Source organism: Pseudomonas sp. PNPG3, assembly GCF_023093815.1.
GTDB lineage: Bacteria > Pseudomonadota > Gammaproteobacteria > Pseudomonadales > Pseudomonadaceae > Aquipseudomonas > Aquipseudomonas asiatica.
Window position 1 is genome coordinate 41,717 of record NZ_JALLKV010000031.1, and the last position, 23,849, is coordinate 65,565.

25 protein-coding genes and 1 pseudogene are annotated in these 23,849 nt (G+C 57.3%); 9 read left to right on the forward strand and 17 right to left on the reverse strand.

Going from position 1 to position 23,849, the window contains the following annotated elements:
• Nucleotides 1–226: 226 nt before the first annotated feature.
• Nucleotides 227–1,138: a LysR family transcriptional regulator gene (locus MJ643_RS19305; protein WP_038409849.1), complete on the reverse strand. Its 912-nt coding sequence runs from the start codon at nucleotides 1,136–1,138 to the stop codon at nucleotides 227–229.
• A 98-nt stretch (nucleotides 1,139–1,236) separates the two neighbouring features.
• Here MJ643_RS19305 and MJ643_RS19310 point away from each other — a divergent pair, with 98 nt between their 5' ends.
• Nucleotides 1,237–1,566: a polyketide cyclase gene (locus MJ643_RS19310; protein WP_038409848.1), complete on the forward strand. Its 330-nt coding sequence runs from the start codon at nucleotides 1,237–1,239 to the stop codon at nucleotides 1,564–1,566.
• Nucleotides 1,563–2,345: an SDR family oxidoreductase gene (locus tag MJ643_RS19315; RefSeq protein WP_038409847.1), complete on the forward strand. Its 783-nt coding sequence runs from the start codon at nucleotides 1,563–1,565 to the stop codon at nucleotides 2,343–2,345. Before MJ643_RS19310 ends, MJ643_RS19315 begins: the two co-directional genes overlap by 4 nt.
• 143 nt (nucleotides 2,346–2,488) lie before the next feature.
• Here MJ643_RS19315 and MJ643_RS19320 read toward each other — a convergent pair whose 3' ends face one another.
• From MJ643_RS19320 to MJ643_RS19330, 3 genes are all read right to left on the reverse strand, one after another.
• Nucleotides 2,489–3,649 carry an MFS transporter gene (locus MJ643_RS19320; RefSeq protein WP_230684646.1) on the reverse strand — a complete coding sequence of 387 codons (1,161 nt, stop codon included), beginning with the start codon at nucleotides 3,647–3,649 and terminating at the stop codon, nucleotides 2,489–2,491.
• Between the two features lie 207 nt (nucleotides 3,650–3,856).
• Complete coding sequence (locus MJ643_RS19325; protein ID WP_038409845.1) at nucleotides 3,857–4,708, reverse strand: N-acyl homoserine lactonase family protein; 852 nt, start codon at nucleotides 4,706–4,708, stop codon at nucleotides 3,857–3,859.
• A 124-nt stretch (nucleotides 4,709–4,832) separates the two neighbouring features.
• Nucleotides 4,833–5,960 (reverse strand): alkene reductase, encoded by a 1,128-nt coding sequence (locus tag MJ643_RS19330; RefSeq protein WP_038409844.1) that lies wholly within the window; start codon nucleotides 5,958–5,960, stop codon nucleotides 4,833–4,835.
• 234 nt (nucleotides 5,961–6,194) lie between these two features.
• Here MJ643_RS19330 and MJ643_RS19335 point away from each other — a divergent pair, with 234 nt between their 5' ends.
• Complete coding sequence (locus MJ643_RS19335) at nucleotides 6,195–7,112, forward strand: LysR family transcriptional regulator (RefSeq protein WP_038409843.1); 918 nt, start codon at nucleotides 6,195–6,197, stop codon at nucleotides 7,110–7,112.
• A 99-nt stretch (nucleotides 7,113–7,211) separates the two neighbouring features.
• Here MJ643_RS19335 and MJ643_RS19340 read toward each other — a convergent pair whose 3' ends face one another.
• Complete coding sequence (locus MJ643_RS19340; protein ID WP_038409842.1) at nucleotides 7,212–8,117, reverse strand: hypothetical protein; 906 nt, start codon at nucleotides 8,115–8,117, stop codon at nucleotides 7,212–7,214.
• 174 nt (nucleotides 8,118–8,291) lie between these two features.
• Between MJ643_RS19340 and MJ643_RS19345 the strand changes: the two genes are divergently transcribed.
• Entirely contained in the window at nucleotides 8,292–8,996 is a 705-nt protein-coding gene (locus MJ643_RS19345) for a Crp/Fnr family transcriptional regulator (protein ID WP_038409841.1), read from the forward strand.
• Nucleotides 8,997–9,410: 414 nt separating this feature from the next.
• Here the strand turns inward: MJ643_RS19345 and MJ643_RS19350 are convergent, their stop codons facing one another.
• From MJ643_RS19350 to MJ643_RS19380, 7 genes are all read right to left on the reverse strand, one after another.
• Nucleotides 9,411–9,641 (reverse strand): DUF2790 domain-containing protein, encoded by a 231-nt coding sequence (locus tag MJ643_RS19350; RefSeq protein WP_038409840.1) that lies wholly within the window; start codon nucleotides 9,639–9,641, stop codon nucleotides 9,411–9,413.
• Nucleotides 9,641–10,126, reverse strand: a complete 486-nt coding sequence (locus MJ643_RS19355; protein WP_283090937.1) for a DUF417 family protein — start codon at nucleotides 10,124–10,126, stop codon at nucleotides 9,641–9,643. The genes MJ643_RS19350 and MJ643_RS19355 overlap by 1 nt, the downstream gene beginning before the upstream one ends.
• A 323-nt stretch (nucleotides 10,127–10,449) precedes the next feature.
• A complete protein-coding gene (locus tag MJ643_RS19360) occupies nucleotides 10,450–11,517 on the reverse strand; it encodes an alkene reductase (protein WP_038409839.1) in 1,068 nt (355 codons plus the stop codon).
• Complete coding sequence (locus MJ643_RS19365) at nucleotides 11,514–12,125, reverse strand: NAD(P)-binding domain-containing protein (protein WP_038409837.1); 612 nt, start codon at nucleotides 12,123–12,125, stop codon at nucleotides 11,514–11,516. The genes MJ643_RS19360 and MJ643_RS19365 overlap by 4 nt, the downstream gene beginning before the upstream one ends.
• A gap of 19 nt (nucleotides 12,126–12,144) precedes the next feature.
• Nucleotides 12,145–12,729, reverse strand: a complete 585-nt coding sequence (locus MJ643_RS19370; RefSeq protein ID WP_038409836.1) for a malonic semialdehyde reductase — start codon at nucleotides 12,727–12,729, stop codon at nucleotides 12,145–12,147.
• A gap of 38 nt (nucleotides 12,730–12,767) precedes the next feature.
• Entirely contained in the window at nucleotides 12,768–13,634 is an 867-nt protein-coding gene (locus MJ643_RS19375) for a pirin family protein (RefSeq protein WP_038409835.1), read from the reverse strand.
• A gap of 14 nt (nucleotides 13,635–13,648) precedes the next feature.
• Nucleotides 13,649–14,239, reverse strand: coding sequence for an NADPH-dependent FMN reductase (locus MJ643_RS19380; RefSeq protein WP_247726985.1), 591 nt, complete (start codon nucleotides 14,237–14,239; stop codon nucleotides 13,649–13,651).
• A gap of 196 nt (nucleotides 14,240–14,435) precedes the next feature.
• Between MJ643_RS19380 and MJ643_RS19385 the strand changes: the two genes are divergently transcribed.
• On the forward strand, nucleotides 14,436–15,371 hold the full coding sequence (locus MJ643_RS19385; RefSeq protein ID WP_047933068.1) for a LysR family transcriptional regulator: 936 nt from the start codon (nucleotides 14,436–14,438) through the stop codon (nucleotides 15,369–15,371).
• Nucleotides 15,372–15,553: 182 nt separating this feature from the next.
• Here the strand turns inward: MJ643_RS19385 and MJ643_RS19390 are convergent, their stop codons facing one another.
• Nucleotides 15,554–16,432: an NAD(P)-dependent oxidoreductase gene (locus MJ643_RS19390; RefSeq protein WP_047933071.1), complete on the reverse strand. Its 879-nt coding sequence runs from the start codon at nucleotides 16,430–16,432 to the stop codon at nucleotides 15,554–15,556.
• 118 nt (nucleotides 16,433–16,550) lie between these two features.
• Between MJ643_RS19390 and MJ643_RS19395 the strand changes: the two genes are divergently transcribed.
• Entirely contained in the window at nucleotides 16,551–17,402 is an 852-nt protein-coding gene (locus MJ643_RS19395) for a LysR family transcriptional regulator (RefSeq protein WP_038409833.1), read from the forward strand.
• Between the two features lie 45 nt (nucleotides 17,403–17,447).
• On the opposite strand, the gene MJ643_RS19400 is transcribed toward MJ643_RS19395, so the two are convergent.
• Nucleotides 17,448–18,875, reverse strand: a complete 1,428-nt coding sequence (locus MJ643_RS19400) for an MFS transporter (RefSeq protein WP_038409831.1) — start codon at nucleotides 18,873–18,875, stop codon at nucleotides 17,448–17,450.
• A gap of 180 nt (nucleotides 18,876–19,055) precedes the next feature.
• Here MJ643_RS19400 and MJ643_RS19405 point away from each other — a divergent pair, with 180 nt between their 5' ends.
• From MJ643_RS19405 to MJ643_RS19415, 3 genes are all read left to right on the forward strand, one after another.
• Nucleotides 19,056–19,814: an SDR family oxidoreductase gene (locus tag MJ643_RS19405; RefSeq protein ID WP_038409829.1), complete on the forward strand. Its 759-nt coding sequence runs from the start codon at nucleotides 19,056–19,058 to the stop codon at nucleotides 19,812–19,814.
• Between the two features lie 199 nt (nucleotides 19,815–20,013).
• Nucleotides 20,014–20,508: a nuclear transport factor 2 family protein gene (locus MJ643_RS19410; RefSeq protein WP_038409827.1), complete on the forward strand. Its 495-nt coding sequence runs from the start codon at nucleotides 20,014–20,016 to the stop codon at nucleotides 20,506–20,508.
• A gap of 80 nt (nucleotides 20,509–20,588) precedes the next feature.
• Nucleotides 20,589–20,981 (forward strand): RidA family protein, encoded by a 393-nt coding sequence (locus MJ643_RS19415; RefSeq protein ID WP_038410449.1) that lies wholly within the window; start codon nucleotides 20,589–20,591, stop codon nucleotides 20,979–20,981.
• Between the two features lie 431 nt (nucleotides 20,982–21,412).
• On the opposite strand, the gene MJ643_RS19420 is transcribed toward MJ643_RS19415, so the two are convergent.
• From MJ643_RS19420 to MJ643_RS19430, 3 genes and pseudogenes are all read right to left on the reverse strand, one after another.
• Nucleotides 21,413–22,543 (reverse strand): alkene reductase, encoded by a 1,131-nt coding sequence (locus tag MJ643_RS19420; RefSeq protein WP_144241810.1) that lies wholly within the window; start codon nucleotides 22,541–22,543, stop codon nucleotides 21,413–21,415.
• A 187-nt stretch (nucleotides 22,544–22,730) separates the two neighbouring features.
• Nucleotides 22,731–22,948, reverse strand: a pseudogene (locus tag MJ643_RS19425) (AbrB/MazE/SpoVT family DNA-binding domain-containing protein).
• A gap of 107 nt (nucleotides 22,949–23,055) precedes the next feature.
• Entirely contained in the window at nucleotides 23,056–23,823 is a 768-nt protein-coding gene (locus MJ643_RS19430) for an NAD-dependent deacylase (protein WP_247726986.1), read from the reverse strand.
• Between the last annotated feature and the right edge of the window lie 26 nt (nucleotides 23,824–23,849).

Genomic DNA, 23,849 nt, shown 5'->3' on the forward strand with positions numbered 1-23,849 from the left:
AAATATTGTCTGACTTTGATGTTATCTGACATGTCAGATATATCAAGCTTCCGATTTTTTTTCGGATCGAAGGTCGGGCTTGTACGTGGTTGCGGGTTTGATCCAGATGCTGAAAGCGCTGTCACGCTGACGCGTCGCCAGACCGGGGCAATCGTTGATGCCAATTGGCTGCATGCAGAGGAGGATCTTCCGTCCAGAGCGGACGCTCGTTATCGACTGCCCCGAATCAGGGCTGATCAAACGGTTTGCGATCCAGCAGGCAATCAATGAACGCGCCGAGAGCAGCGGGGCGATGCAACCTGTTCGAGTAGTAGAGGAACAGCCCGGGGCGCGAAATCGACCAGTCGGCCAGGATTTGTACCAGCTGGCCCTGGGCCAGAAACTCACTCACGCCATCTCGTTCAAAATGATAGGCGATGCCCATTCCCTGTAGCGCGGCAGCTACGCCTATGTCAGGGTGATTGGTGATCACGGGGCCGTCCACCGCAACTTCGAATTGTTGCCCCCGTTTCTTGAACTCCCAGCGATAGTGTCTACCGTCCGCCTGGAGCCGCCAGTTGATGCACGCATGTTCATGCAAATCGGCAGGGGATTGAGGTATACCTCGACGCGCGAGGTAATCCGGTGACGCCACGGCAACCATCTTCAAGTCGGTGGTGAGTCGAACGGCAACCATGTCTTTCTCAAGCTGTCCTCCCACGCGGATGCCCGCGTCAAAGCGACCTGCAACGATATCGGCCAGCGCATCATCGACCACGATGTCGAGCACCACATCAGGATGGACCTTGTGGAAGCGTGAGAGTCGAGGGGCAATGATGGTTCTCGCTGCAATCCCCAGCGTGTTGATGCGCAGCGTGCCACTGATCTGCCCGGTCGACTCGCTGGCCTGGGCAACAGCAACGGCCATTTCTCGAAACAACGGAGCGATGCGCCTATAGAGTTGCTCGCCGCTGGCCGAAGGCGCGACGCTTCGAGTCGTACGATTCAGCAGGCGTGCGCCGATACGGTCTTCCAGCTGCCGGATGGTCTGGCTGAGCGCCGAAGGCGACAGGCCCAGATGTTCTGCCGCCCGGGCGAAGCTCTGCCGCTCCACGACAGCAACAAATGCTTTCAACTCGGCAAACTCAGATCCGCGCATTATGCATCACTCTCTACATAGCCAATGCGGATTCTAGGGGATTCTTGAAAGGGTCGCCAAGATGCATCCTTTGAGCCATCTCAACCAAGGAGTCCATCATGTCGGCTATAACGCTCCCCGTTCCCATCGCTGCCTATTTCGTGGCAGACACGCAAGGCCCCGATGCAGTCGCGCGCTGTTTCACAACGCAGGGCGTCGTGAAAGATAAGGGGCAGAACCACAACGGTCGCGACGCCATCAAGGCATGGAACGCCGAGTCATCGACCCTCTATACCTGCACCACCGAGCCTTTTTTGCTTGAGCGGGATGGCGGTATCGATACTGTCCACTGCCATGTGGTCGGTAACTTTCCGAGCAGTCCGATTGATCTGAAGTTCATCTTCCGCCTTGAGCGCGGCCTGATCGCGAACATGGAGATCACGCTATGAGTTTCGATCTTCAACTGGAGGGTCTGCGGGCGGTGGTCACCGGCGGCACGATGGGCCTTGGTGCGGCGGTCGTGCAAACCCTGGTGGAGGCGGGTGCCCGGGTCGCCACATCTGCGCGCGACGTGTCAGCACGACCTGCGCAAGGCGTCACCTACATCCGTGCGGATCTGACGACGGCTGAAGGCGTGGCTCACGTCGCCCAGACTGTTCTGCAGGATTGGGGGGGTGTCGATATCGTGATCAATGTGGTCGGTGGTTCGAACACACCCGGTGGTGGCTTTGCTGCCATCAGTGACGAGCACTGGCTGGCTGAGTTGAACTTGAATCTGATGCCCGCAGTTCGCCTGGATCGCGCTCTGTTACCCGCCATGCTTGCGCAAGGCTCAGGTGTAATCATTCATGTCAGCTCGATCCAGCGCATGATGCCTCTGCCTGAGTCCACCACTGCCTATGCTGCCGCAAAAGCAGCGCTTACCACCTACAGCAAGTCCCTTGCAAAAGAAGTCACGCCCAAAGGGGTCCGGGTACTGAGCGTTGCCCCGGGATGGATCGAAACCGAGGCGTCCGTGAGACTGGCAGAGCGGTTGGCTGCCCAGGCTGGAACAGACTACGAAGGTGGCCGGCAGATCGTCATGGATTCGATAGGCGGGATTCCACTGGGCAGACCGGCCAAGCCCCAGGAGGTGGCCGATTTGATCACATTCCTGGCGTCACCGCGGGCCACCTCGGTTTCGGGATCCGAGCATCGTATAGACGGCGGTAGCGTATCGACGCTTTAACCACGAGTGTAATCAGGCGAATGGCGGTCAGTCTCTGAGGCTGCCAACCAATCAGTTCCGGCAGCAGGTCAAGCATGGCTACTCGTTGTTGTCCGACCGGCGCAAGAAACCGGAAGCTTACAGCTTTCTTCCGGCACTAGCGCTTATTGATCCTGACGTTTTGCGGAAACAAGCAGGCAGACGCTGGCCAATATCAACAAACAGGTGCTCGTCGCCAGCAAACCGGTGAAGCCCCAGGCTGGATAGGCCCAGCCGGCCAGCGCAGCGCCTGCACCAATACCGCAAAACACAAACGCAGCTGTCAGCGCCAAAGCGGCCCCTCGATATGCCGCCAGGTGCTCGATGACTCTGCGTTGTTGCGATGGCCAAATCACGTCTGTCGCAATTGCCCAGACAACCAGCGCTGCAAAGAACCAGGCGAGTGCGTGTGGCCCTACGCTCAGCATCAACATCAGGATGCCCAGCACCCCCATGCTGGTTATCAGCAAACGGTCAGAGCTGTAACGCGCAGCCAGGCGAGTAACCAGAAGGTTGCCCAGCACTCCCGCGACACCCAGCACTAGCAGTGCCACGGAAACATCGTGTGAGCTTCCGTCATAGACATCCTGTACGACCGGGACGATAAACGTATAGGTCGTGTAGACGGCGGCAGTCACAAAAAAGGCGACGCCGAACACGCTTAGCGAATGCAGGTGGGTCAGCATGCGCACAAGCGTGACAAATGCGACCCGCTGGCCCTCGGTTCTGTTAGGGACTTGCCAGGCAATCAGCAGGGCCGTTATCCAGGCCGTAACGCCGATGCCGATGAAAAGGCTGCGAACGCCCACTTGATAGGCCACCCAGCTCGACAACGGAATGCCGACGAGCCCAGCAACGCTGAGCCCTAAAAGGACCATGGCAATCGCGCTTCCCTGACGTTCGCTGCTGACCAGACTTGAGCCCAGTGCTGCAAGGACAGGACCTATGAAGGCGGCTCCCAGGCCCATGACAACCCTGGCGATGATCAACACCGTGTAATTGGGCGCCGCGGCGAATAACAGTGCGCCGAGGCCAAAACTGCAAAGACCGAGCAACACCTGACGCTGCCGGCGAACGTGCCCCAGAAATACTTGAAGCAACGGAGCCGCCAGCGCAAACGTGACGCCGAAAACGGTCATGAGATAGGCGCTTGCCGTGTTGTCCAGATGCCATTCGCGCCCTATGGGCTCCAGGCTGCCGATTACGGAGAGCGCTCCAACAGCTTGAACAAAGTAGGCGACACTCAAAATCCGCAGCGCTCTCGTCGTGGGCGGGTCGATGCTCATCATGATTCCTTGGTCGATCGAACGGGTTGCTTTGTCTGAGGTGGAGCGGGCAGGGGATGCAGCATTGGCGTGACGCTGTTTCCCGACGTACGCCTCTCCATCAGTGAGGGCGTTTCACGGCGCTCACTGATGGAGATGACTGACGATTTCAGCTGTTCAACTTTCGGTACGTCGAGCGCCCTGCGGGTGACCGGAGAGCAAGGTGACTCAATCAAGAAACAATGGGGGCTTCGGCAGTTTCTGGTTGTCCACCGGCTCATGTTGAATGACCAGGGTGGCATGGGTCTTGGCGATGACCTCGTCAAGCTTCTTGCCGGACGTCATGGTTTGCTCATGATCGTAATTCCAGATGGGCACTTGATGACGTTCATGGTTCTCGGTGAAGTGCCACTGGTCGCCAGAGAGAATGTAGGGGCCCGCTTTCTTCAGGTTGAGCAGCAGTGCCATGCTGCCGGGCGTGTGACCGGGCGTCTGGATCGTCTTCATGGTTCCGTCGCCGAAAAGATCGACATCGCCATCAATGACCCTGACATGCTGCAGCTTGTCTCCTGAAAGATGGGAGCTGAACAGATCCGCCATGATGTAGTGCTCGGACGCTTTTTTCGTATCCTTCATCGCTTCCAGCTCGGCGCGCTGAATGATCAACGTCGCGTTGGGGAAGTCGTTCACCTGCCCGGAATGATCGAAGTGAGCGTGCGAGACCGCGACATATTTGATGTCGTCCGGGCGCAGACCCAGGTCGGCGATCTGATCGACCACGGTGCGATTCAGTTTGGTCGTGAAGGTGCCTTCGGTCAGTGGGCCTTTCAGATACTTCTCGGGCAGCCCCGCGTCCCACAGTAACCAGTCGTTACCGTGTTTGATCAGATAGCAGGACATGACAATGTCATAGGACTGCCCTTTGTACAGTCCGGTATCGGACATCATCGATTTGTCACCCAGGGTCATCTGACCGCAGTCGAGCCGGTACATCCTGACCTCCGGGGCTGCCGCGAAAGCGTGCCCGGCGGCCATCAGGGACAGCATGCTTGCCGCAAGTGTCGACAAAAAGCGATTCATTGTTTATCTCCCGCATCTTTATGGATTTCGATCAGGCGTCGCTTGCCGTTCAGCATCCGGCAGACCGTAAACGGCCACCATCACCGCCTGGCATAGAGGGATCTATACGTTTGTATGGGGCTGGCTAGCTGGCGGAGTACGGGGGGTAATCGATGTATCCCCTGGCTGTGCCGATGTAAAACGTGTCTCTGTCCGGCACGGTCAGTGGCCAACCGTGTTTGAGCCTTGCGACCAGGTCAGGGTTGCCGATGTAGGGTTGCCCAAAGGCCGCCAAGTCAATCAGACCGGCCTCTGTCAACGCTCGGGCGCGTTCAATGGTCATGTCGCCGGCGAGTATCAGCGCCGTGTTGCCCAATACTGCTTTGCAGCGCTTGAGCAAGTTGCGAAGTGATTGCTCCTGTTCAGCGCCTTCGCCGCCGTTCAGGAAAAAGTGCGATTGATCCATGACGTGCACGTAGGCCAGGCCGCGCTGACTCAGACCGGCACACAATGCCGTGTAGGTTTCGTCGATCTGCGGGTACACCGGCATGTCGTACAGCTGGCCGTACGGGGAAATGCGATAGCCCACTTTATCTGCGCCGATTCTGGCGCTGACCGCATCCACGACTTCGAAAGCAAAGCGCAGACGGTCTTCCAGATTGCGCGCCGAATACCGGTCGGTCCGGTCATTGACCAGCGGGTTCATGAACTGCTCGAACAGGTAGCCGTTCGCACCATGGATTTCCACGCCATCGAACCCAGCGGCCATGGCGTTCTCTGCCGCTTGCGCAAACTGCTCGACGATGTGCGCAACCTCTTCGGTTTTCAGAGCGCGCGGTGCCGAAGTATCAACAAAGCCTGTTTCACCTGACTCTGCGTAGGCATAGACCGTGGCGCCTTTGGCAACCCTGCTGGTGGAGCTGACAGGTGGCTGGTTATCTACTTGAAGGGATGTGTGGGAAATCCGTCCAACGTGCCATATCTGAGCAAACATTTTGCCGCCGACGCTGTGCACGGAATCGGTGACAAGCTTCCACCCCTCGATCTGTTCCGGGGTGTAGATACCCGGGTTGTAGAGGTAACCGTGGCCTGCCCGGGAGACGGGTGTGCCTTCGGAAATGATAAGGCCCGCTGTAGCGCGTTGCGTGTAATACAGAGCCAGTTGCTCATTGGCCACCTCAGAGCGTGCGCGGGAGCGCGTCAGTGGGGCCATCACAATGCGGTTTTCAAGTGATAAACCCTTGAGATTGAAAGTTTCAAAGAGATCAACCATGTGCCTGTTTCCTGAAGCGGGCATGGCCTGGCTGTCGATCAGCAAGCTGCCCGGAAGGGAGAAGGAGTCGTTTCCGACGAGTCAGGAGAAGTCTATGGCTGTGCTACATTCGCTACAATTCGGCGCCATCGCAAAACAGCAGTGCTAAAAAAACATGGCAAATACCTGCCATTCGTTCTTTTTTTGAACGTGTGTAGAACGTTTGCTCCATTAATCGAAAGGGTAGAGGTGCCCATGCAACTGAAAGCGCAGCGATACCTTGCGATGGTCGCAACCACCGGGAGTTTTTCGGCGACGGCTCGGCATTTCCGCGTGCCATCGTCGTCGGTATCGAGATTCATCGCGGCGCTTGAGCGAGAAGCAGGGCAGCAACTGCTTTACCGGAATACCCGAGGCGTAAAGTTGACCGAGGCGGGCGAGCGGTATTATTCGCAGATCCGTACAGTCCTGGAGTTGCTCGATGCTGCGGATGAGGAGCTGGCGGGCAATGCCGGCAAAATCCGGGGGATTGTCCGAATCAATGCGCCTGCCACATTCGGGCGACTGCATTTCGGAAAACTGATCACTGAGTTGCGGTCGGTCTACCCGGAACTCATCATCGAACTCACCCTCACCGATGAATTGATCGACCCAATCAAGGAAGGCGCAGACATCATTTTCAGGATCAGCCACCTGGAAAGTTCGGGTTTGATCGGTCGCCGTATATGCGAGCAGCGGTATGTCCTGTGTGCCAGCCATGGTTACTTGAGCCGACACACAGAACCACGGCATCCAGAGCAGTTGAGAGACCATGTGTGCCTTGTGCATTCCGGAAACGGCGGCGCCGAGCGCTGGTTTTTCCGTGATACCGGTTCGACGGCAGCCATTGGCGTCGATGTGACAGGTCCCATTCGCAGCAACAACAGTGAATTGCTGCTCCATGCTGCGTCGGCGGGTGAGGGGATTGTGCTGGTCCCGTCATGGCTTCTTCATGGAAAGAACGTTGAAACAGAGCTGAAAGTCCTCATGCCTGATTTCGGTGGAGCACTGAGCACTGTGCCGGCCCAGATGTACCTGATCTCCCCCGAAAACAGACTGCGGTCGCACAAGGTGCGGGCAGTCTGGGACTTTTTGTTGAAGGCGATCGGTTCGCCGCCTTATTGGGATCAATGAAAGATTGGAGGTGCTGTCTGGTTTCGCGGACAGCAGCTCCTTTCTTGCAGTCTATTCCTCGTCTCCCTGCGTCCGGCATCTTTAGGCTTTCTCCGTTGTTCAGCAGGTGACATGCCCATGGTCAGCATCCTTTGTAGCCCGCCGCCACACGCCTTCCAGCAGTGCAGGCACCCATTGTTCTGCCGGGCAGCGACTCCACGAATCACCAAGGAAAACCATCGATTCATCACCACTGGCCTGTCTGGCTTTTTCCAGTTCCAAAAGAAAAAGCGTACCGGACGAGAATGGGCAACCGCTGATTTGTCCCTTTGTGGTCGCTTGGCGAAGCACGACGCCAGGGGCATAAAGACAGAGATGTCCGACCATTTCGGGAGTAAGTGTGTTGCGATGCGACGGGTCGAGGTAAAGCGTACGCATCTGATGCATGCCTTTGACGACATTGTGGATAGCCACGCTAATGCCGTGGACGCCCGCCAGGTCGCCGTTAACTCTCGAAGCAAGCAAAGCCTTGGCTTGAGTCACCTTTCCAGATAGCCGCCAACGGAGATTACGCCACGTGTTACCGGGCGTGAGTGACCCGGCAATCACCTGAGCTGCAGTCCAGGTGTTCTCATCAGCACGGAAATCCTGGTTAAACAATCTACCAATGACCTCCTGGAGCAGTGGACCTACAGCGATATCGCTGTTCGCGTTTCGGGTCCAGTCTGCCAGAGGCTGCAAAGAGTCGGGAGCGGCACGGATTTCTGGAGCCGCTGCGTTGAGTTTTCGCCACAAATCGTCTTGCTGACGTTCTCGACCGCTTGCATTTTTCGCACTCATCGTCGGGAATCGACGCCCCTCGTAAGACAACACCCTGAGGATACGGCCAACCAGCAGAGAGTTCAGAAGTGGTTTGCGGGGCCCGAATGCGCGATCAAACGCGCCATCTCGCGCGATTTTGAGAATATCGGCAGGCTGGTCGACCTTGATGACATCGATCAAGCCAGAAATATGCTTATGTTCCACGATTGTTTCCGTCGAAGAGAGATTATGCTTTCACCTGCCCGGCATGTGCCTGGCAATCCTGGGGGGCTGTGAAGACCGCTGCGCCTGACGACCGTCTTTCTCATCCGTCCCGAGCTCTAATCATCTATTCAAAACACGCTGCTTTCTGTCGGCTAGCCGACACACCGGTGCTAAATGTTTTTTGAAGCTCAACGCTACAGGCCGCAACTGGCAGCCACGTCCTGGTACGGAGGATTACCTGTTGATTTGCAGGACTATCTGCTTGCTCATTCCAGTTTAGTCCGCCTGAACAAGGGCCAGCGTCTATACAGGCGTGGCGATCACTTCTCTGGGCTGTACGCCATCCTTGACGGCGCGTTAGCGATGGGCACGGTGGTTGCGGATGGTAGAGAGGCCTTGCATGCCGTACTCGGCCCGACCGCCTGGATCGGCGAGATTTCCATGTTTGATGGATCGCCGCGCCCGCATGACGCATTAGCGATGACTAATGTGCTCGTACTGCATGTACGTGGCTCAGCTCTGAAAAGCCTACTGAAACAACAACCGGTCTATTGGCGTGACTTTGGGTTGTTGATGGCGCAAAAAATTCGCGTGTCCTTTGAAAACAATGAATCGATGCAGCTTCTATCAGCCGCACAGCGCCTGGCGAGTCGTCTCCTGCTGATCGCCAATGGTTACAGCGGGCTCAATGAACGACAAAGCAGCTTGAGGATTTCGCAGGACGCTTTGGGGTCGATGATTTCGTTGACCCGACAGACAACCAATCAACTGCTTAGAAACCTGGAGAGTCAGGGAATCATCAGCTTGAAGGTTGGAGAAATTACTATTCGAGACTTTGATCGTTTGAGGGCCGCGAGCCTGGGACAGGCTAGTCACTGACTGTTCAGCAGTCAGCCAAGTAACGGTTGATGTCTGTAGGGGCAGTTTCAGTCCAGGTTGATGAACACGCAGCAACATCGGTCGTCATCGACTTCGCAGTGCCTGTCGAGGTAAAGGCGGTCTTGGAAGACACCATCGAAGCCCCAGTCGCTTCCAGCGAAGAGCAGACACTGGAGATTGCTTAGGCCCGCATTGCGCGGTCCCGCGGTGGCCAAACTACGGTAGGGCAACAGGGTGAGTATCGAGTTACTGAGGAAGTCGCTCGGTTACTTGGCGTGATACGCCTTACTGGCCTTGCGCGTCAGCGGATAGAGCGGATTTTGCGGGCGTAAGACGTAAGGAGTTACGGAGCCCTTTCGCAGGGCTCCGCTAATGTCAGAACAGCGATCCAGACTGGGTGCCAATGGGCATCAATCAGCCGTTGGAACAGCCGCTGCCGATGATCGTGTAATCGAGGGTATGAACGAGGCCTCTGGAGTCCTTGTACACCAGGTGCATCGGTATGAAGCCACAGCTGCCATCGTCGGTGGTCTGGCTGATGACCTGGACGATGTCCAGTGCCCGTGCCGAGGCCGGCAACGCGTCCTGTGCGAAGGCATTCGCAGTGAAACAAGCAAAAACGAGTGAAAGTGCGATTTTTTTCATTAGACGCTCTGAGCCTCGTATGCCTGTGGGGCCGGTTTTTCCTGAAGCAATTGGCGAGCAGAATCCGCAATCATGACCACGGCTCCCGCCAGCATCAGCACATCCTTGAGCACAAGTCGCCCGCCTCCCGACAGGTAGGGAAAGCCGAAGTCTGCATCTCCAAGGTTCGATACCCACGCTTCGGGTGTAGTGATCAGGAATGACAGCGTCACCAGCGGCGTCAGAAATGCGAGGACAGAACCGACCATGCCCATGCGTCTTGAGAAGGCGTACGAAAGCACCAGCAGGCCAATCAGAATTTCGACTGTTCCCAGGCCGTCAGAGAATGCGTAAGTGTGGTTGTCGGTTTGCCATTGGCGCTGCACAGGGTCGAGCTGGCCTTCGTGAGTCAGGTGAGCCTTGTATTGCTCGGGGTGTTCGTAGAAGAACGACATGACAGGGCTGTTGGCCACGAACGGCGTAATACTGTCGGCTTCGTACGGCACGAATTTCAGCGCACCAATCCAGATGAAATGATTGCAACGCCGATACGGATCAGATGCACGCCGAGTTTATCGAGCTGTGTTGCCTGGATTAGCAGCTTTTGAATCAGGGTATTTGGGGAGTTCATGATGATGAGCCCTTAAATTGGTGTGGGCTCAGAGTAAAGGGAGGGCCGAAGCCTGTTATTCGCGATGGGATCAATTCTTTGCGTGATCTGCTCAATCTCGGCGTGACGTTTTTCGAGCATTGCTGACAGCAGCTTCAACGAAAACGGCCGCTGCCAAATGGCAGCGGCCGTGCTGTAACACTCACAAGGGATAAGCGATCAGGCCAATGTCGAATAATCGGTGTACCCGTCCGCATAGCCCTGCGGGCTGCTGCCAAAATAGGTGCTGGGGTCGGCGACATTGAGCGGTGCATTGCTTTTCAATCGGCGAATCAAGTCGGGGTTGGCTAGCGTCATTTGTCCGTACGATTCAAGTTCTGCCAGACCGTTGGCAATGTCTTTCCCGACGTCTTCACGCGGTCGCTCAGGTCGGTTCAGAATGAGCGCCTGGTGCCAGAGCTTGCGCAGATCGTGCAAAAGCGCGTCGTCGCCGTAGTGAACAATATGCAGATACGCGAGGCCGAGCTTGTCGAGCTCACCCACCAGATAACGATACAGATCAGGGGCCTCATCACCGTGGTTGAGTCCCATCCCGCCAAAGCCGGGCGACAGGCGAATACCCGTTCGATCCGCTCCGATTTCCTCCACGACAGCCCGTGCAACCTCGATGGCAAAACGTGCGCGGTTCTCCAGCGTACCGCCGTAGCGATCCGTACGCTGGTTGCTGCTGATCGCCAGGAACTGATGAATGAGGTAGGCGATGCCATGAATCTCCACACCGTCGCCACCGGCATCCACTGCCCGGCGCGCGGCGTGGCGGTACTCGTTGATCACCTGCGGGATTTCATCGAGTCCAAGGGCTCGCGGTACCGGAATGTCCTTCATGCCTGACAAGGTGTAGATCTGTTCACCAGGAGCGATGGCCGAGGGCGCCACACCTTGCCGATGATGAGGCGTGTTTAGCGGATGTGACATGCGCCCGGCATGCATCAGTTGAAAGAAGATGCGAGCGCCCTGAGCGTGTACTGCGGCTGTAATTTCACCCCAGCCCGCCACATGTGCATCCGTGTAGATGCCGGGCGTTGCGGGATATCCCTGGCCATCGTCGGAAGGCTGGGTGCCTTCGGTGATGATCAAACCCACGCTTGCGCGCTGTGCGTAGTATTCGGCAGCCAGCGGTCCTGGGGTTCCATCGCTGTTGGCACGGGCTCGGGTCATCGGCGCCATGACGATGCGATTTTGAAGTAATGCGCCGCCAAGTATCGTAGGTGCGAACAGCTGATTCATGCCTGCAACTCCATCTTCACCAGATTGGGACCTGCCAGCGGGCCTGCCGGTGGCTGGAACAATCGACTGCCTGTTTCGATATCTCCCATGTCGGCGCCAAAGAACCCCAGGCGCTCGACCAAAGACGCGATCTCAGCCTTGGCCGCAGCATCCTCGCCTGCGTAGAACAGAATCCGTTGACCGCCTTCTTTCGTGGCCTTGGCGGCCAGATTCCAATAGGCGTGATGATTGAACGCCTTGACCAAACGGGCACCTGGGACCATTTGCGCGACCAGCGCTGAAGAGGCGTGACCGCCGATATCGATGGCTGCAAAGGGCTGTTTTTGCAGTGGGTTAGTCGTGTCCACCACGATGCGACCTTCAAAGTTTGGCAGGCCCGTGAGTGCTTCCTTCAACTGCTTCCAGGGCACCGCCACGAACACGATATCCTTGGCAGCCGCCTCCTCACGTGTCCCGGCCTTGATCGAAGGCCCAAGTTGCCTGACCAGCTCGTCAAGGGTTTCAGGTCCTCGGCTGTTGGCCAGCGTGGCTTCAATGTCCAAACGCGCGAGCTGCTGAGCGATTGCGTTGCCGATTTGTCCGGCGCCAATGATTCCGATGCTTTTCATATCTGCTCCTGTTTATCCTTCACTCGAAGCGGCAGGCTTCCTCGAAGGGCAGCCGAGGGTCGCGTGGGTAGAGGCGCGCGTCATCGCCATGGCCAATGGTGAAAATGAAGTTTGCTTTCCATGACGTACCGTTGAAAAAAGCCTCATCGATGATCGCGTTGTGGAAACCGGACATGGGGCACACATCCAGCCCCAGGCCGCGCGCCGCGATCATCAGGTAGGCCCCTGTCAGCGAGCTGCTGCGGTAGGCAATCGACTCGGCAAAGGCCGCGTCGGCCTCGAACATCGGCTTGAAATTCATGCGGGGGAACAGGCGAGGTGCCTGGTCAAAAAACCTCGTATCCTGAGCCACGATGGCCGTTACAGGGGCCATCCGCACTTGCTCGGGGTTGCTGCCCATGCCCTCAAGCGCGGGGTAAAGCTTGCGTTTCCCTTCCTCGGAGCGGACAAAAACGATGCGGGCAGGCTGAAGGTTCCCGCTGGTCGGGCCCCATTTGGCCAGTTCGTAGAGTGCCTTGAGCGACTCGTCCGATACCGGCCTTTCTGTCCAGTGATGATGGGAGCGGGCGTCCGTGAACAGTTGAGCCAGGACATCGTTGGCCATCGCAGAGCGAATAGACATGGTGTTCTCCTCCGAAGCTGTTATCGGATGTACCGGCGGTCCAGGCGACCTTCTTCGACTAGGCGTTTGCCGATGGTTTGGATGTGGGCTTCTCCGACCCTCAGCGCCTGCGGCGAGGTGTGAACCGAGTAATAGCCCAGAGCGAGGTCGTGTTTGTGAGGTACGGCAGATCCCAGGATGAACTGGGTGTCAGTCAACGCCTCGAAGTGAACCGACTGACTGGAACGTTCGAACACCACCAACTCTTCAGGGTGAAGCTCTTCACCGTTGGCCAGCAGCCGTCCTTCAACGGGTGAAATCCAGAGCACCGTGTGTCCCTTTGGCGAAACATAGGTCCATCGCTCACCGGCCTTGAGTTTCACGGCCAGGAAATTCATGGGCGACGGAGTTTCGATTGTGCTGCTGACACTGCCGTAGCTGCCCAGCAGCACACGTGCCGGGCCTGCGCTGACGATGTCTTCGGCCCTCTGAAAGGCAGAGCGTGTCGGCCCGAGTTCCGACTCAGGTGGCAGAGCAACCCAGAGCTGAAAACCACGCACCCGACCATGATCCTCATCGCCGACGCTGCCGCCGTGCCACATGCCTTTACCTGCCTGCATCCACTCGACGCCGCCGCTGGGCAGAACGACCGTGGTGCCATCCGGATCAATCAAGTCCATCCGCCCATCGATCAGATAAGACAAGGTCGCAATGCCCGAATGTGGATGAAGGTCGCCCACAAAAGGCGGACCCTGCATGTCGAAGAAATCCAGGAACACGAACGGTTTGAGGATCTGGCCGAAGTCGGACGGGCTCATCAGGCGCACGGCAGGGCCGTTGCGTCGCCCATGGGTGCGATGAGTGATCTGACGCAGGTGCACATTGGTTTTTTCAGCAGCGCGGGACATGGTCATTTCCTCTATCAGGCGGTTGTGTTGCAGGCGGTTTTGAGGGCAGCCGCCCACCAGAGCAGGTCGTCGATCATGCGTCCCGCCTGATCGTTCTGTGCCTGCAACGCGGCCTCGATTTCATCGGTTTTGCCCTGGAAATGGGCATAGATCGCGCCGACCGGGATATGCACTGCTGTGCGAATCGAAGCCATCTGAAGCTCGGTCGCGATTTCGCGCAGTTGCTGTACGGCGCGGGCGCCACCAACGCTGCCCCAGCTCACGAAACCAATCGGCTTGCGGTTCCACTCCGGGTAGACCCAGTCCAGCGCGTTCTTCAGAACCGCGGGCGGGCCAAAGTTGTATTCGGCCGTGGCCACCACGAACGCATCAGAGGTCGCAATCTGTTCAGTCCAGCGACGAACATTTTCGTTTTCATACGCCGGACGGCCAGGAAAGCCAGGAAGCATGGCGCTATCGAAGAAAGGCAGATCAAAATCGCGCAGGTCGAGCAAGCGCACGTTCAGCCCTTCACGTTGTTCCAGGTGGTGCTTGATCCAGTTGGCTGGGGCGCTGGAGAAGCGGCTGTCACGAGTGCTGCCGACGATGACGGAAACGGTGGTCATGGTGAGTCTCCTGAGAAAAAGTGAGGCGCCTGTGCGCCATGGAGCCCACTTTAGAAAGTCTCCGATCATTCAGAAAGATGGGTGGGTGAGATGCACTCGCTCATAGATGAGTGCAATTAGTGGGACTACTGGCCGGTTCAGGCTCGGTCTAGAATGGGCGGATCTCTCTCACTCATGCAGAAACGGCGGTAATCACGTGGACCTGAATGATGTCGCACTTTTTGTTCAAGTCGTTCGAGCGGGGAGTTTCGCCGAAGCAGGGCGGCGTCTCGGCATGCCACCCAGTACTGCCAGCAGGCGTGTGCAGCAATTGGAGGCCGCGTTAGGTACACGGCTGATGCAGCGCACCACGCGGCGTTTAGTGTTGACCGATGCAGGGACCAATTTTTACGCCAAATCTGCCGATCAGATCGATGCGTTGCTGCGGGTTGCCGGTCAGGTGACGAATGATTCTGCCGAGATTGCCGGTCGCGTCCGGGTGGCGGCTCCTGTGGATTTTTTCAACTGGTTTCCAGCACAGGCTGTGGCGCAATTCACCGCCGAGCATCCGCGAGTACGTCTTGAATTCGAGCTGAATGACGCGCGCGTCGATCTGCTGGGCGAAGGAATAGACGTCGCCATGCGCGGAGGTGATCGCGATCCATCGCTGTTCGCACGCAAACTGGGCACGAGTTATCAAACGATGGTGGCGAGCCCAGACTACTTGGCGGCACATGGCGTACCGGCAGAGCCTGGCGATTTGAGCACCCATCAATGCATCACCTCACCGTCTCACGGTGGTCCTCGCACCACTTGGCGGCTGGGCGGTGTCGACCATCAAGCGGTGACCATCGAAGTGGACGGTCCTTTTCAAGCTAATACCTCTTCTGCGCAGCTTGAAGCGGCGCTGGCAGGATTGGGTATTGCGCTGCTGCCCATAGCACTCAGCGCTGCCCATATCGACGCAGGGCGATTGAAGGAAGTGCTCCCTGATTACACTTCAGGCGCAATAGGCGTGCATCTTGTCTATCACAGCCGCCGTCAACTGCCTCGTGCGGTATCTGCGTTCATCGAATTCGCAGCAAACACCATCAAGGAAATGGGGTTGATGGACAGCGGTAAACGCAGTGAGAAGTCATCGCTCAAAAGATAGAGATCCGCCGGCCAACCGAGTGAGGCTCTCCTTTCGACCCGTAAGGATCCAGAGCCTCACTCGAAATGGGAACCCGTGCCTGACCATCCCGAAAGCTCATTCGGATAGCGTTCAGGGCGCCATTCGTGCGCCGCCCGGTTATCCAGAAATTGCCTCAGCTCAAGTCTTCCCAGGAGGGCATTTCACGGAGCATAGGGATGTTCGGCCAGGCGGGTAGGCGCCCCGGTAGCAAAAATTGACCAGTCCTTATGTCCCAGCCCACGGGCCACTGCCTCTGTCATTTTGGCTCGCACCGCGTCGGCTGCGGGCAATTCCAGGTTTACGCTTTTGGCTGCCTTGATGGCCAGGTTTATGTCCTTCAGACCCAGCGACAACTTGAAGCCAGGCTCGAACGTACCGTGGATGATGTTCTGCCCATACCGTTGATAGCTGGGGGAGGGGAAGAGCGTTTGGGTCATGAGGGGGATGAAAACATCGGGCCTCACTCCGTAACATTCGGCGAGTGCGCTGGCTTCTCCGAGGGACTGGATCGCCTGGGTGATCATCATGTTGCCCGCGATTTTCGCGATGGACGCCTGAATGGGCTGATCGCCGAGAGGCCAGGTGTGCTTGCCCAGCACGTCAAAGATTGGCTGGACAATCGCGATAGCTGACGGCGAGCCGGCCACCAGGATATTCAGCTCGCCTCTGGCTGCCACTGCGGGCACACCAAACACTGGCGCAGCGACCAATGCGACACCGCTGTCGTGATGAGCGGATTGAAGCTCCGTCATCAGCACAGGCGATAGCGTCGACATCACAATGTGTACGCAACCTTTATCGGCGCTGCCCAGAGCGTTCGAAGCGAACAGCACCTCGCGCACTGCCTGATCATCCGCCAACATTGTGATGGCCACGTCTGCCTGGAATGCGCCTGACGGTGAATCCAGAGGGCGTACGTCTGGCAGATCCACCAGCGCATCCGCGCTGCGGTTCCAGGCCGATACACAATGCCCTGCGTCGATGAGCAACGGGATCATGGCTTTTCCCATGCTGCCCGTGCCGATAAAACCGATCTTCATCTCCAACTCCTGCCTTGCTGTTGAGTGAACGTGCCTGCGAGCCAGTATGTGAGTTGGGGGATTGCTACGGGAGTGTCATTGTTGCAACCTCGTCGTTCATTTTTGTACGGGGTGAGGCATGGACTGGAGTGACATGCGGGTCTTTCTGGCGATTGCCCGCAGCGGCTCATTAGGCGCGGCGGCGAAGCAGCTGGGTGTCAGCCATCCGACGGTAGGCCGCCGCTTGCAGGTGCTTGAGCAAAGCAGTGGCCAACCCTTGTTTTTACGCACGGTCCAAGGGCTGGTGCTCACTGACACCGGTGAACGGATTCTCGGTCTGGCGGAGGAGATGGAGCAGAGTGCACTGTCGATCGAACGTCGCCTTGCCGGTGACAGTGATCAGCCTGAAGGGCTGTTGCGAATTTCGTGTGCGGAGTGGTTCGCCGGTTATGTCCTGACGCCAGTGTTTCGTGAGTTGGCTCGACGCTATCCGTTGATCGCGCCCGAGGTAATACCCGGCCATCGACTCTTCGATCTGGCGCGGCGTGACGCAGACATTGCCTTTCGCATCGTGCCTTTCACCGAACCCGACATCGTGCACCGCAAGCTGACCACCATGCGCTACGGCCTGTATGCGAGCGCAGGCAGTGCCGCTCCAAGGTCCGACGGCGAGGGCGTGGGGCTGATATTGATGAATATCGCCCAAGCCCACTATCCCGACGTGCATTGGCTGCAGCAGCGATATCCGCTGGCCCGCACTATGTTCACCAGCAGCAGCCGCACGGTGCAGGCCCAGATGTGCGCGAGCGGCCTCGGAGTGGCGGTCCTGCCGCGACCCCTCGGTGATCGAACGCCGGGCCTGCAATTGCTGGACCCGGACGAGCCGCCACCGGGTAGAGACATCTGGATGGGCTATCACCAGGACATGCGCCAGATGGACAGGCTGCGCGCGCTCGCTGACCTGGCATCCAGCATGATCGGGTCCGACTGACGATGCGCTGAACCTGCTGGATCGGGTGCATCGTTGAGCAGGGGATTATGCGTTACCAGGTTGACGCAAGAGGCTGAAACTCAGCCCTGCACCCAGCGTCAGGAAGGCGGCGATGCAGAGAACGGAAACGCAGAAAGCGTGCGTAATCACTGCCGCGTCCGTGTGCGTCCCCAGCAGGGTATAGAAGACCCCACCAATCACAGCGACGCTCAGCGACGTACTGATCTGCAACGACGCGCTGGTGATCCCCGCGATCATGCCCGAGTAGTCCGGCGCCACCCTTCCCGTGACCATTCGCATTAACGTTGGCAGAGCCAGGCCTTGCCCAAATCCGATCACAAACAGAATGACGGCCAGCAGCGGACCAGACGGAGTGAGGTCAGTGGGCGTCGCTGACACAAGCCATGCCAGCGCCAGGAATCCGATGACCTCCAATGCCATGCCCACAGGATTGACGTAAGCGCCAAAGAGGCGTTTGAACTGGCCGGTCGACAAAGGCCCCAAGAGAAAGCCCGCACCAAAAGGCAGAAAGATCAGACCCGCATGGAGCGGTGTTGCGTGCAGAGCGCCCTGCAGATAAATCGAAAACAACAGGAAGAACACACCGATCGCATAGAAGCACAGCGCGACCAACAGTGCTCGGCACAGGCCTGGCGCCTTTAACGCGGCAGGGTTGAGCAGGGGGGTACCACCGGCGCGATGCAAACGGATTTCGTATTGCCAGAACAGCCAGGCCAGAACGGGGACCGCAGCCAGCGACAGCCAGGCCCACAGCGGCCAGCCGGCTTCGCGGCCTTCGATCAAGGGTACGATCAACGCACCCAACGTCAGGATCGACAACGCGGTGCCGCAGAGGTCCAGCTTGCTTGCATGCGCCGCGCGGGTTTCCTTGAACACGGGAATCCCGAACAATACAACCAGCAGTGCAATCGGTAGGTTCACCAGAAAGATCGCTCGCCATCCCGTCCCCATGACGTTGAGGGCAATCAGAACGCCGCCCAACGCCTGACCGATCACGGACGCCAGCCCAAATACGGCGCCGTAGATGCTCAACGCCAGGGGCTTTTCAGATTCCGGGAAGATGGCTTGCACCGATGCGAGTGCCTGAGGCGCCATCACGGCCGCGGTCACGCCTTGCAGGGCACGCCCGATAATCAGTATCCATGGCGAGGAGGCGAGCCCACAGAGCAAGGATGCTGCCGCGAACCCGGCCAATCCCAGAAAAAACATCCGCCCGCGACCGTACAGATCGCCCAGGCGCCCGCCGGTGATCAGTGTGACGGCATACAGCGTCGCGTAAGAGGAGATCACCAATTGTTCGGCGGAAGAGCCCGTTCCCAAATCATTCTGAATGGAGGGCAGGGCAACGTTGACGATGAAGAAATCCAGAGGCGGCAGGAACGCGCCGACCAGCAGGATGATGAACATGAACCAGCGTTTTGGTTCGAGGGAGAGGGTTGCGTTCTGTGACATGAAAGGGCTTCTTCAAGAAAACTGAGTGGCCCCAACTTAGCGATTTTCTCAGCCGTTTTCGCCTCACAAAAATGCACGGTCCACGTTCAGTTATGGCAGTGCCGCCGCCTGCAGATGCCGCTCACAATGGCTCGACTGGTGTTTCAGTTGATCCACTCATCCAATGCTGAGGAGTCAGGCATGTCAGGTAAATTCACTCATCAGATTGCCGTTGTAACAGGCGCGTCCACCGGCATCGGATTCGCTATTGCGCAGGGGCTTATTGCCGAAGGTGCCAAGCGCGTTTACATCACCGGCCGTTCGCCAGGCACGCTGGAGGCGGCGATTGCCAAGCTGGGCGACAAGGCCGTGGCGGTGATCTCCGATGTTTCCCGCCAGGCTGATCTTGATGAGCTCAAGGCTGTGATCGAGGCACGGGGTGACCAAGTAGATGCTGTGTTTGCCAACGCGGGTATCTGCGAAAAGAATCCACTGGGCGAGACCAGTGAGGCGGCTTACTCCACGATGTTCGACATTAACGTGAAGGGTGTCTTCTTCACTGTTCAGACGCTGCTGCCGCTCATGAAAAATGGTTCGTCGATCGTCCTGACCGCCTCGATCTGCTCCGGCAATGGTATGGAAGGGCTGAGTCTCTACAACGCTTCCAAGGCAGCCGTGCGGTCCTTCGCACGCACGTGGGCCAATGAACTCGGGGGACGCAGAATTCGGGCAAACGTACTGAGCCCCGGTTTCACTCGCACCCCGCTGATGGACAACGGTTTGGGGATGAGCGAAAGCGACATCGCCGAGCTGCGCAAGCACGTGGAGCAAATCACGCCACTGGGCTACATGGCGCAACCTGAGGAGATCGCCTCGTCCGCCCTGTTCCTGGCGTCCTACGATGCGCGGTATGTGAACGGTGTCGAGTTGATGGTCGATGGTGGCTTGTCTCAAATCTGACGTTTCGTTGGGCATTCGCAAACCGACACTAGGCTGCCCTCGGCTTGGACTGGGGCCTACTCATCGGGTAACAGTGCCGGCGCTAACTCCAACTTTTCGCGTACTGACAGTTGACCCACCCGCGCGCGCCATTCGTATGGATTTCATTGCGGAGGAAGGGGGCCGGCCGGGGCGATCATTGCTTAATCAGGAGATCATTATGAACATCGAAACTCTGAGCGCTCGACTCGACGCACTGGAAAGTCGCGCTGCGATAGATCGACTTATCAGCGTTTACGCGAACGCGTTTGACCGTATCGATGCAGCTCTCTTGCGGGACATCTGGCACCTGGACGCCAGCCTGGATCTTCCGGGGTTCGGCAGTGCCGTGGGACGTGACGGGATCCTTGCCATGGCTGAAAGCAGCTGGCGCCAGATGCCTCACATGCACCACTGGATGGCAAATCCTTTAATAGATATCGCAGGGGAAGGCGCAACAGGAACGGTCGCTGCAAACTGCCTGTTCCATGACATTGACAAGGGCCCAGTGCAAGTCAGTGGGCTGTATCACGACCGGTTTGAACGGCGGGCAGGGGTGTGGGCGTTTTTGTCGAGGCGATTCGAACTGCACTATCTGACGCCTTTGCGTGACTGGCGACCGGTTGCGGGAATGGAGGTGTTCTCGGGGGGCTCGATCGCACTGGCCGCAGGTTAAATACAGCTTGCGGATCCCAAGTGGACGCTGCCCTGGCAGCAGGGTTAGCGTTCGCACCGTCTATTCAGGGCTCCCCGACCATGACTGACCGTAAGATCATTATTCCAGATGCTATGAAATTGCTCAGCGAGCGTGCTGGCTATGCACCGGCTGTGAAGGTGGGAAAAACTCTGTACTGCGCAGGTCAGGTAGGCCGGGCGCCGGACTTATCCGTTATCGAAGATCCTGAGCAGCAGTTTTTGGCAGTATGGGACAACCTCCGGCTCGTGTTGGATGCCGGTGGCTGCACATTTGAAGATGTCGTAGAAATGACGACATATCACGTAGATATGCACAATCACATGCCAATTTTTAGACGCGTGAAAGATGCGGTCTTTCCCAGGATCACTTGTGCATGGACGTGCGTGGGTGTCGCTGAACTGGCTCGTCCCGGCCTTCTTGTGGAGATCAAGTGCATTGCAGTGGAGCGATAGTTGCGTTTGGGAACTGGTAGCTGCCCCGACAGAGCCAAGCTTGACGACCTGGCCTGCAGAAAAGAGATTAGTCTTTCGCCTTTGGTCTGAGCGGCTGAATCCACGGTCGATAACAATCACTGGCCACCGCCTCACGTGCGCATGTTTTGTATGGAGGTGATGCGGAATTGACCCAGTTGCCGAGATATCGCTGAACCATTCGGATTTTGTGCAGCCCATCGCCTTTGCTGGATTTGACGCAACATAATTTGGGTCATTCTTGCGTCGGCACCTGGTTCAATTCAGCATCATCACCAACACGCTCAAGTCAGCCAGCCTCCTGACGAGGATGAATTTCCAGTACAAAAGGGAGCGTGTTCGACCGCTCCCAATGGCTTGGCAATCTGGCATCAATCTGTAATGTCATGCGTGCTGTAGATTGGCTGTCAGACCTAAACGGACTCGAAGTGATCAGCAAATGGATAGTCGGTGTAGCCGACTTCACTGCCACCAAAGAATGTTGTTGCGTCGGCGCTGTTCAACGGTTTTCCGTATTTGAGTCGGGAGGGCAGATCAGGGTTGGCGATGAACGTGCGACCAAAGGCAATGATGTCTCCGCGTCCGCTAGACAGTGCTTGTTCGGCGGCTTCTGCATCGTAGCCGCCAGCGAGCATGAGGACGCCGGTGTATCGGGTGCGCAGGTGTTTGATGATGGAATCCCAACGAGGGTCATAGTTCTCGTCACGCACTATTCCGACTATCGCTGGTTCAACTAGATGTAGGTAGGCGAGGTTCATCGTATCGAGCTGTTTCGCGATGTAGCCAAATGTCTCCTCGGGAGTTGCGTCCCCCATACCCATAAACCGTCCCATGGGGGTGAGCCGTACGGACACCCTGTCGGCTCCTACTTCCTCAATAACAGCCTTCGTCACTTCGAGTAGCAAGCGTGCGCGATTCTCGACGGAGCCGCCGTACATGTCGTTGCGCTGGTTGCTGTTGGAGTCGATGAATTGGTCTAACAGGTAGCCATTTCCGGCGTGAATCTCAACGCCGTCCATTCCTGCCAGGATGGCATTGCGCGCAGCAGCTCTGTAGTCCTGAATGATTGATTGGATGCCTTCAACGGAGAGCGCTTGGGGGGGAGGGACGGGCGCCCATATCCCGTTGCCATGTTCGTCGACGATGAACGTCTTGCCGTCGGGGACTGGCACAGCACTGGGGCCTACGGGGGGGCCTCCGTTCACCTGGAAACTCGGGTGGGAGATTCGTCCTACATGCCAAAGCTGCAAGAAGATAATGCCCCCCTCTCGATGTACTGCTTCGCTTACCGCCTTCCAACCCTCAACTTGCTCAGGTGTGTGGACACCTGGAGTCCATGCATACCCCTGGGCTTGTTGGGAGATCTGAGATGCTTCAGTGATAATGAGAGCGGCGCCGGCCCGCTGGCGGTAATACTCTGCGTTCATTACGGTGGGGACATTTCCCGGTTGACCTGCGCGGGAGCGGGTGAGGGGAGCCATCGCTACACGGTGCTTAAGAGTGTGGCGGCCCACTTTGATTGGGGTGAATAACTTCATGGCGATACTCCGAAGGTTTGGGTGAATATCTGAGTGGTAATCAGCCTTCACACTAAACGTTTGGGTTTCGCTGCTGAATCCGTCTTGTAGGCAACGCTGCTTTGCAGGAAGCGCAACGTATTTGTGACGCCATAGGGTACTCAGGTCCATCCACCACATCCCGCCGGAGGGCCATTATTGCTTCAATCTGGGCTTAATCTCTGCTGTCCCAAGCCTCCATCGACTCATCAATTTTATCCGCCAACTGAGGCGTCTTAGAGAGAACGATACATTGGTGACTGCCGACGACTTCTTCCAGCAGATACAACGAATCACCCACGTCCACCCCAAGCTGTTGAAGGGCTTCGTCGGATATACGAATCGTCCGACCCCATCCCAATCTTCGATGGTCACCTTGAACGATTTGTTCATTTCATAGACCTTGCTGAGGTGCGGTAGTGCTGCTGGACACATTCATATCTGCTTGTCGTACCCGGAAGTCTGAAAGTGTCTCTGAGGCAAGCGCTGTAGCCTAATAATCAGACTCCACAAGCAGCGCTTAGGAGGGCGGGAAGTGCTTCGGCAGCTTTTCCGAAAATCATAAGCTCATTTGGCGTATTAAGAGATACATCGACCAAGTTAACGTGAACGACCACGGCTCCATAGGAAAGCGCTATTTGTGGGATCTCTGCCGCTGGTGTGACGATGCCAGATGTGCCGACAGAAACCAGCACTTGGCAGCTTTGGACTGTTGCGACTGCAGACTTCCAAATGACAGTGGAGAGGTCTTCGCCGAACCATACGATGCTTGGGCGCAGTCTGCCATTGCACCGTGGGCATCGAGGTGGGTCGCGCTCGACGGCATGCTGAGGTAAATCAAACTGGGAGGGCTGCAAGTCCGCAGTCCTATGGCATGCGAAGCATTTGGGGCTTTTAAGACTTCCATGAAGATGCGCAACATCCACCGATCCCGCGCGCTCGTGTAAGTCGTCGATGTTCTGCGTGATCACAGCTACGTTCCTGCCTGTACTTGCCAGGCGTTGTACCGCTAAATGAGCAGCGTTTGGCTTCGCTTGATTCATCTGATTACGCCGCCACAGATAGAACCCCCAGACGAGAGCAGGGTTTTCACGAAAGGCCTTAGCTGTCTCCAGTTTCTCGGGATCGTGAGTGGACCAAAGCCCGGTTAGTTTGTCACGAAACGTAGGTATCCCACTCTCAGCGGAAATACCGGCACCAGTAAAAAACACGATGCTATTGGCCGACCTCAACGCGGCGATTTGAATCGCCCCTGGTTTCCTAGACACTCTCCAAGCTCAGGAAATAGCGTTTC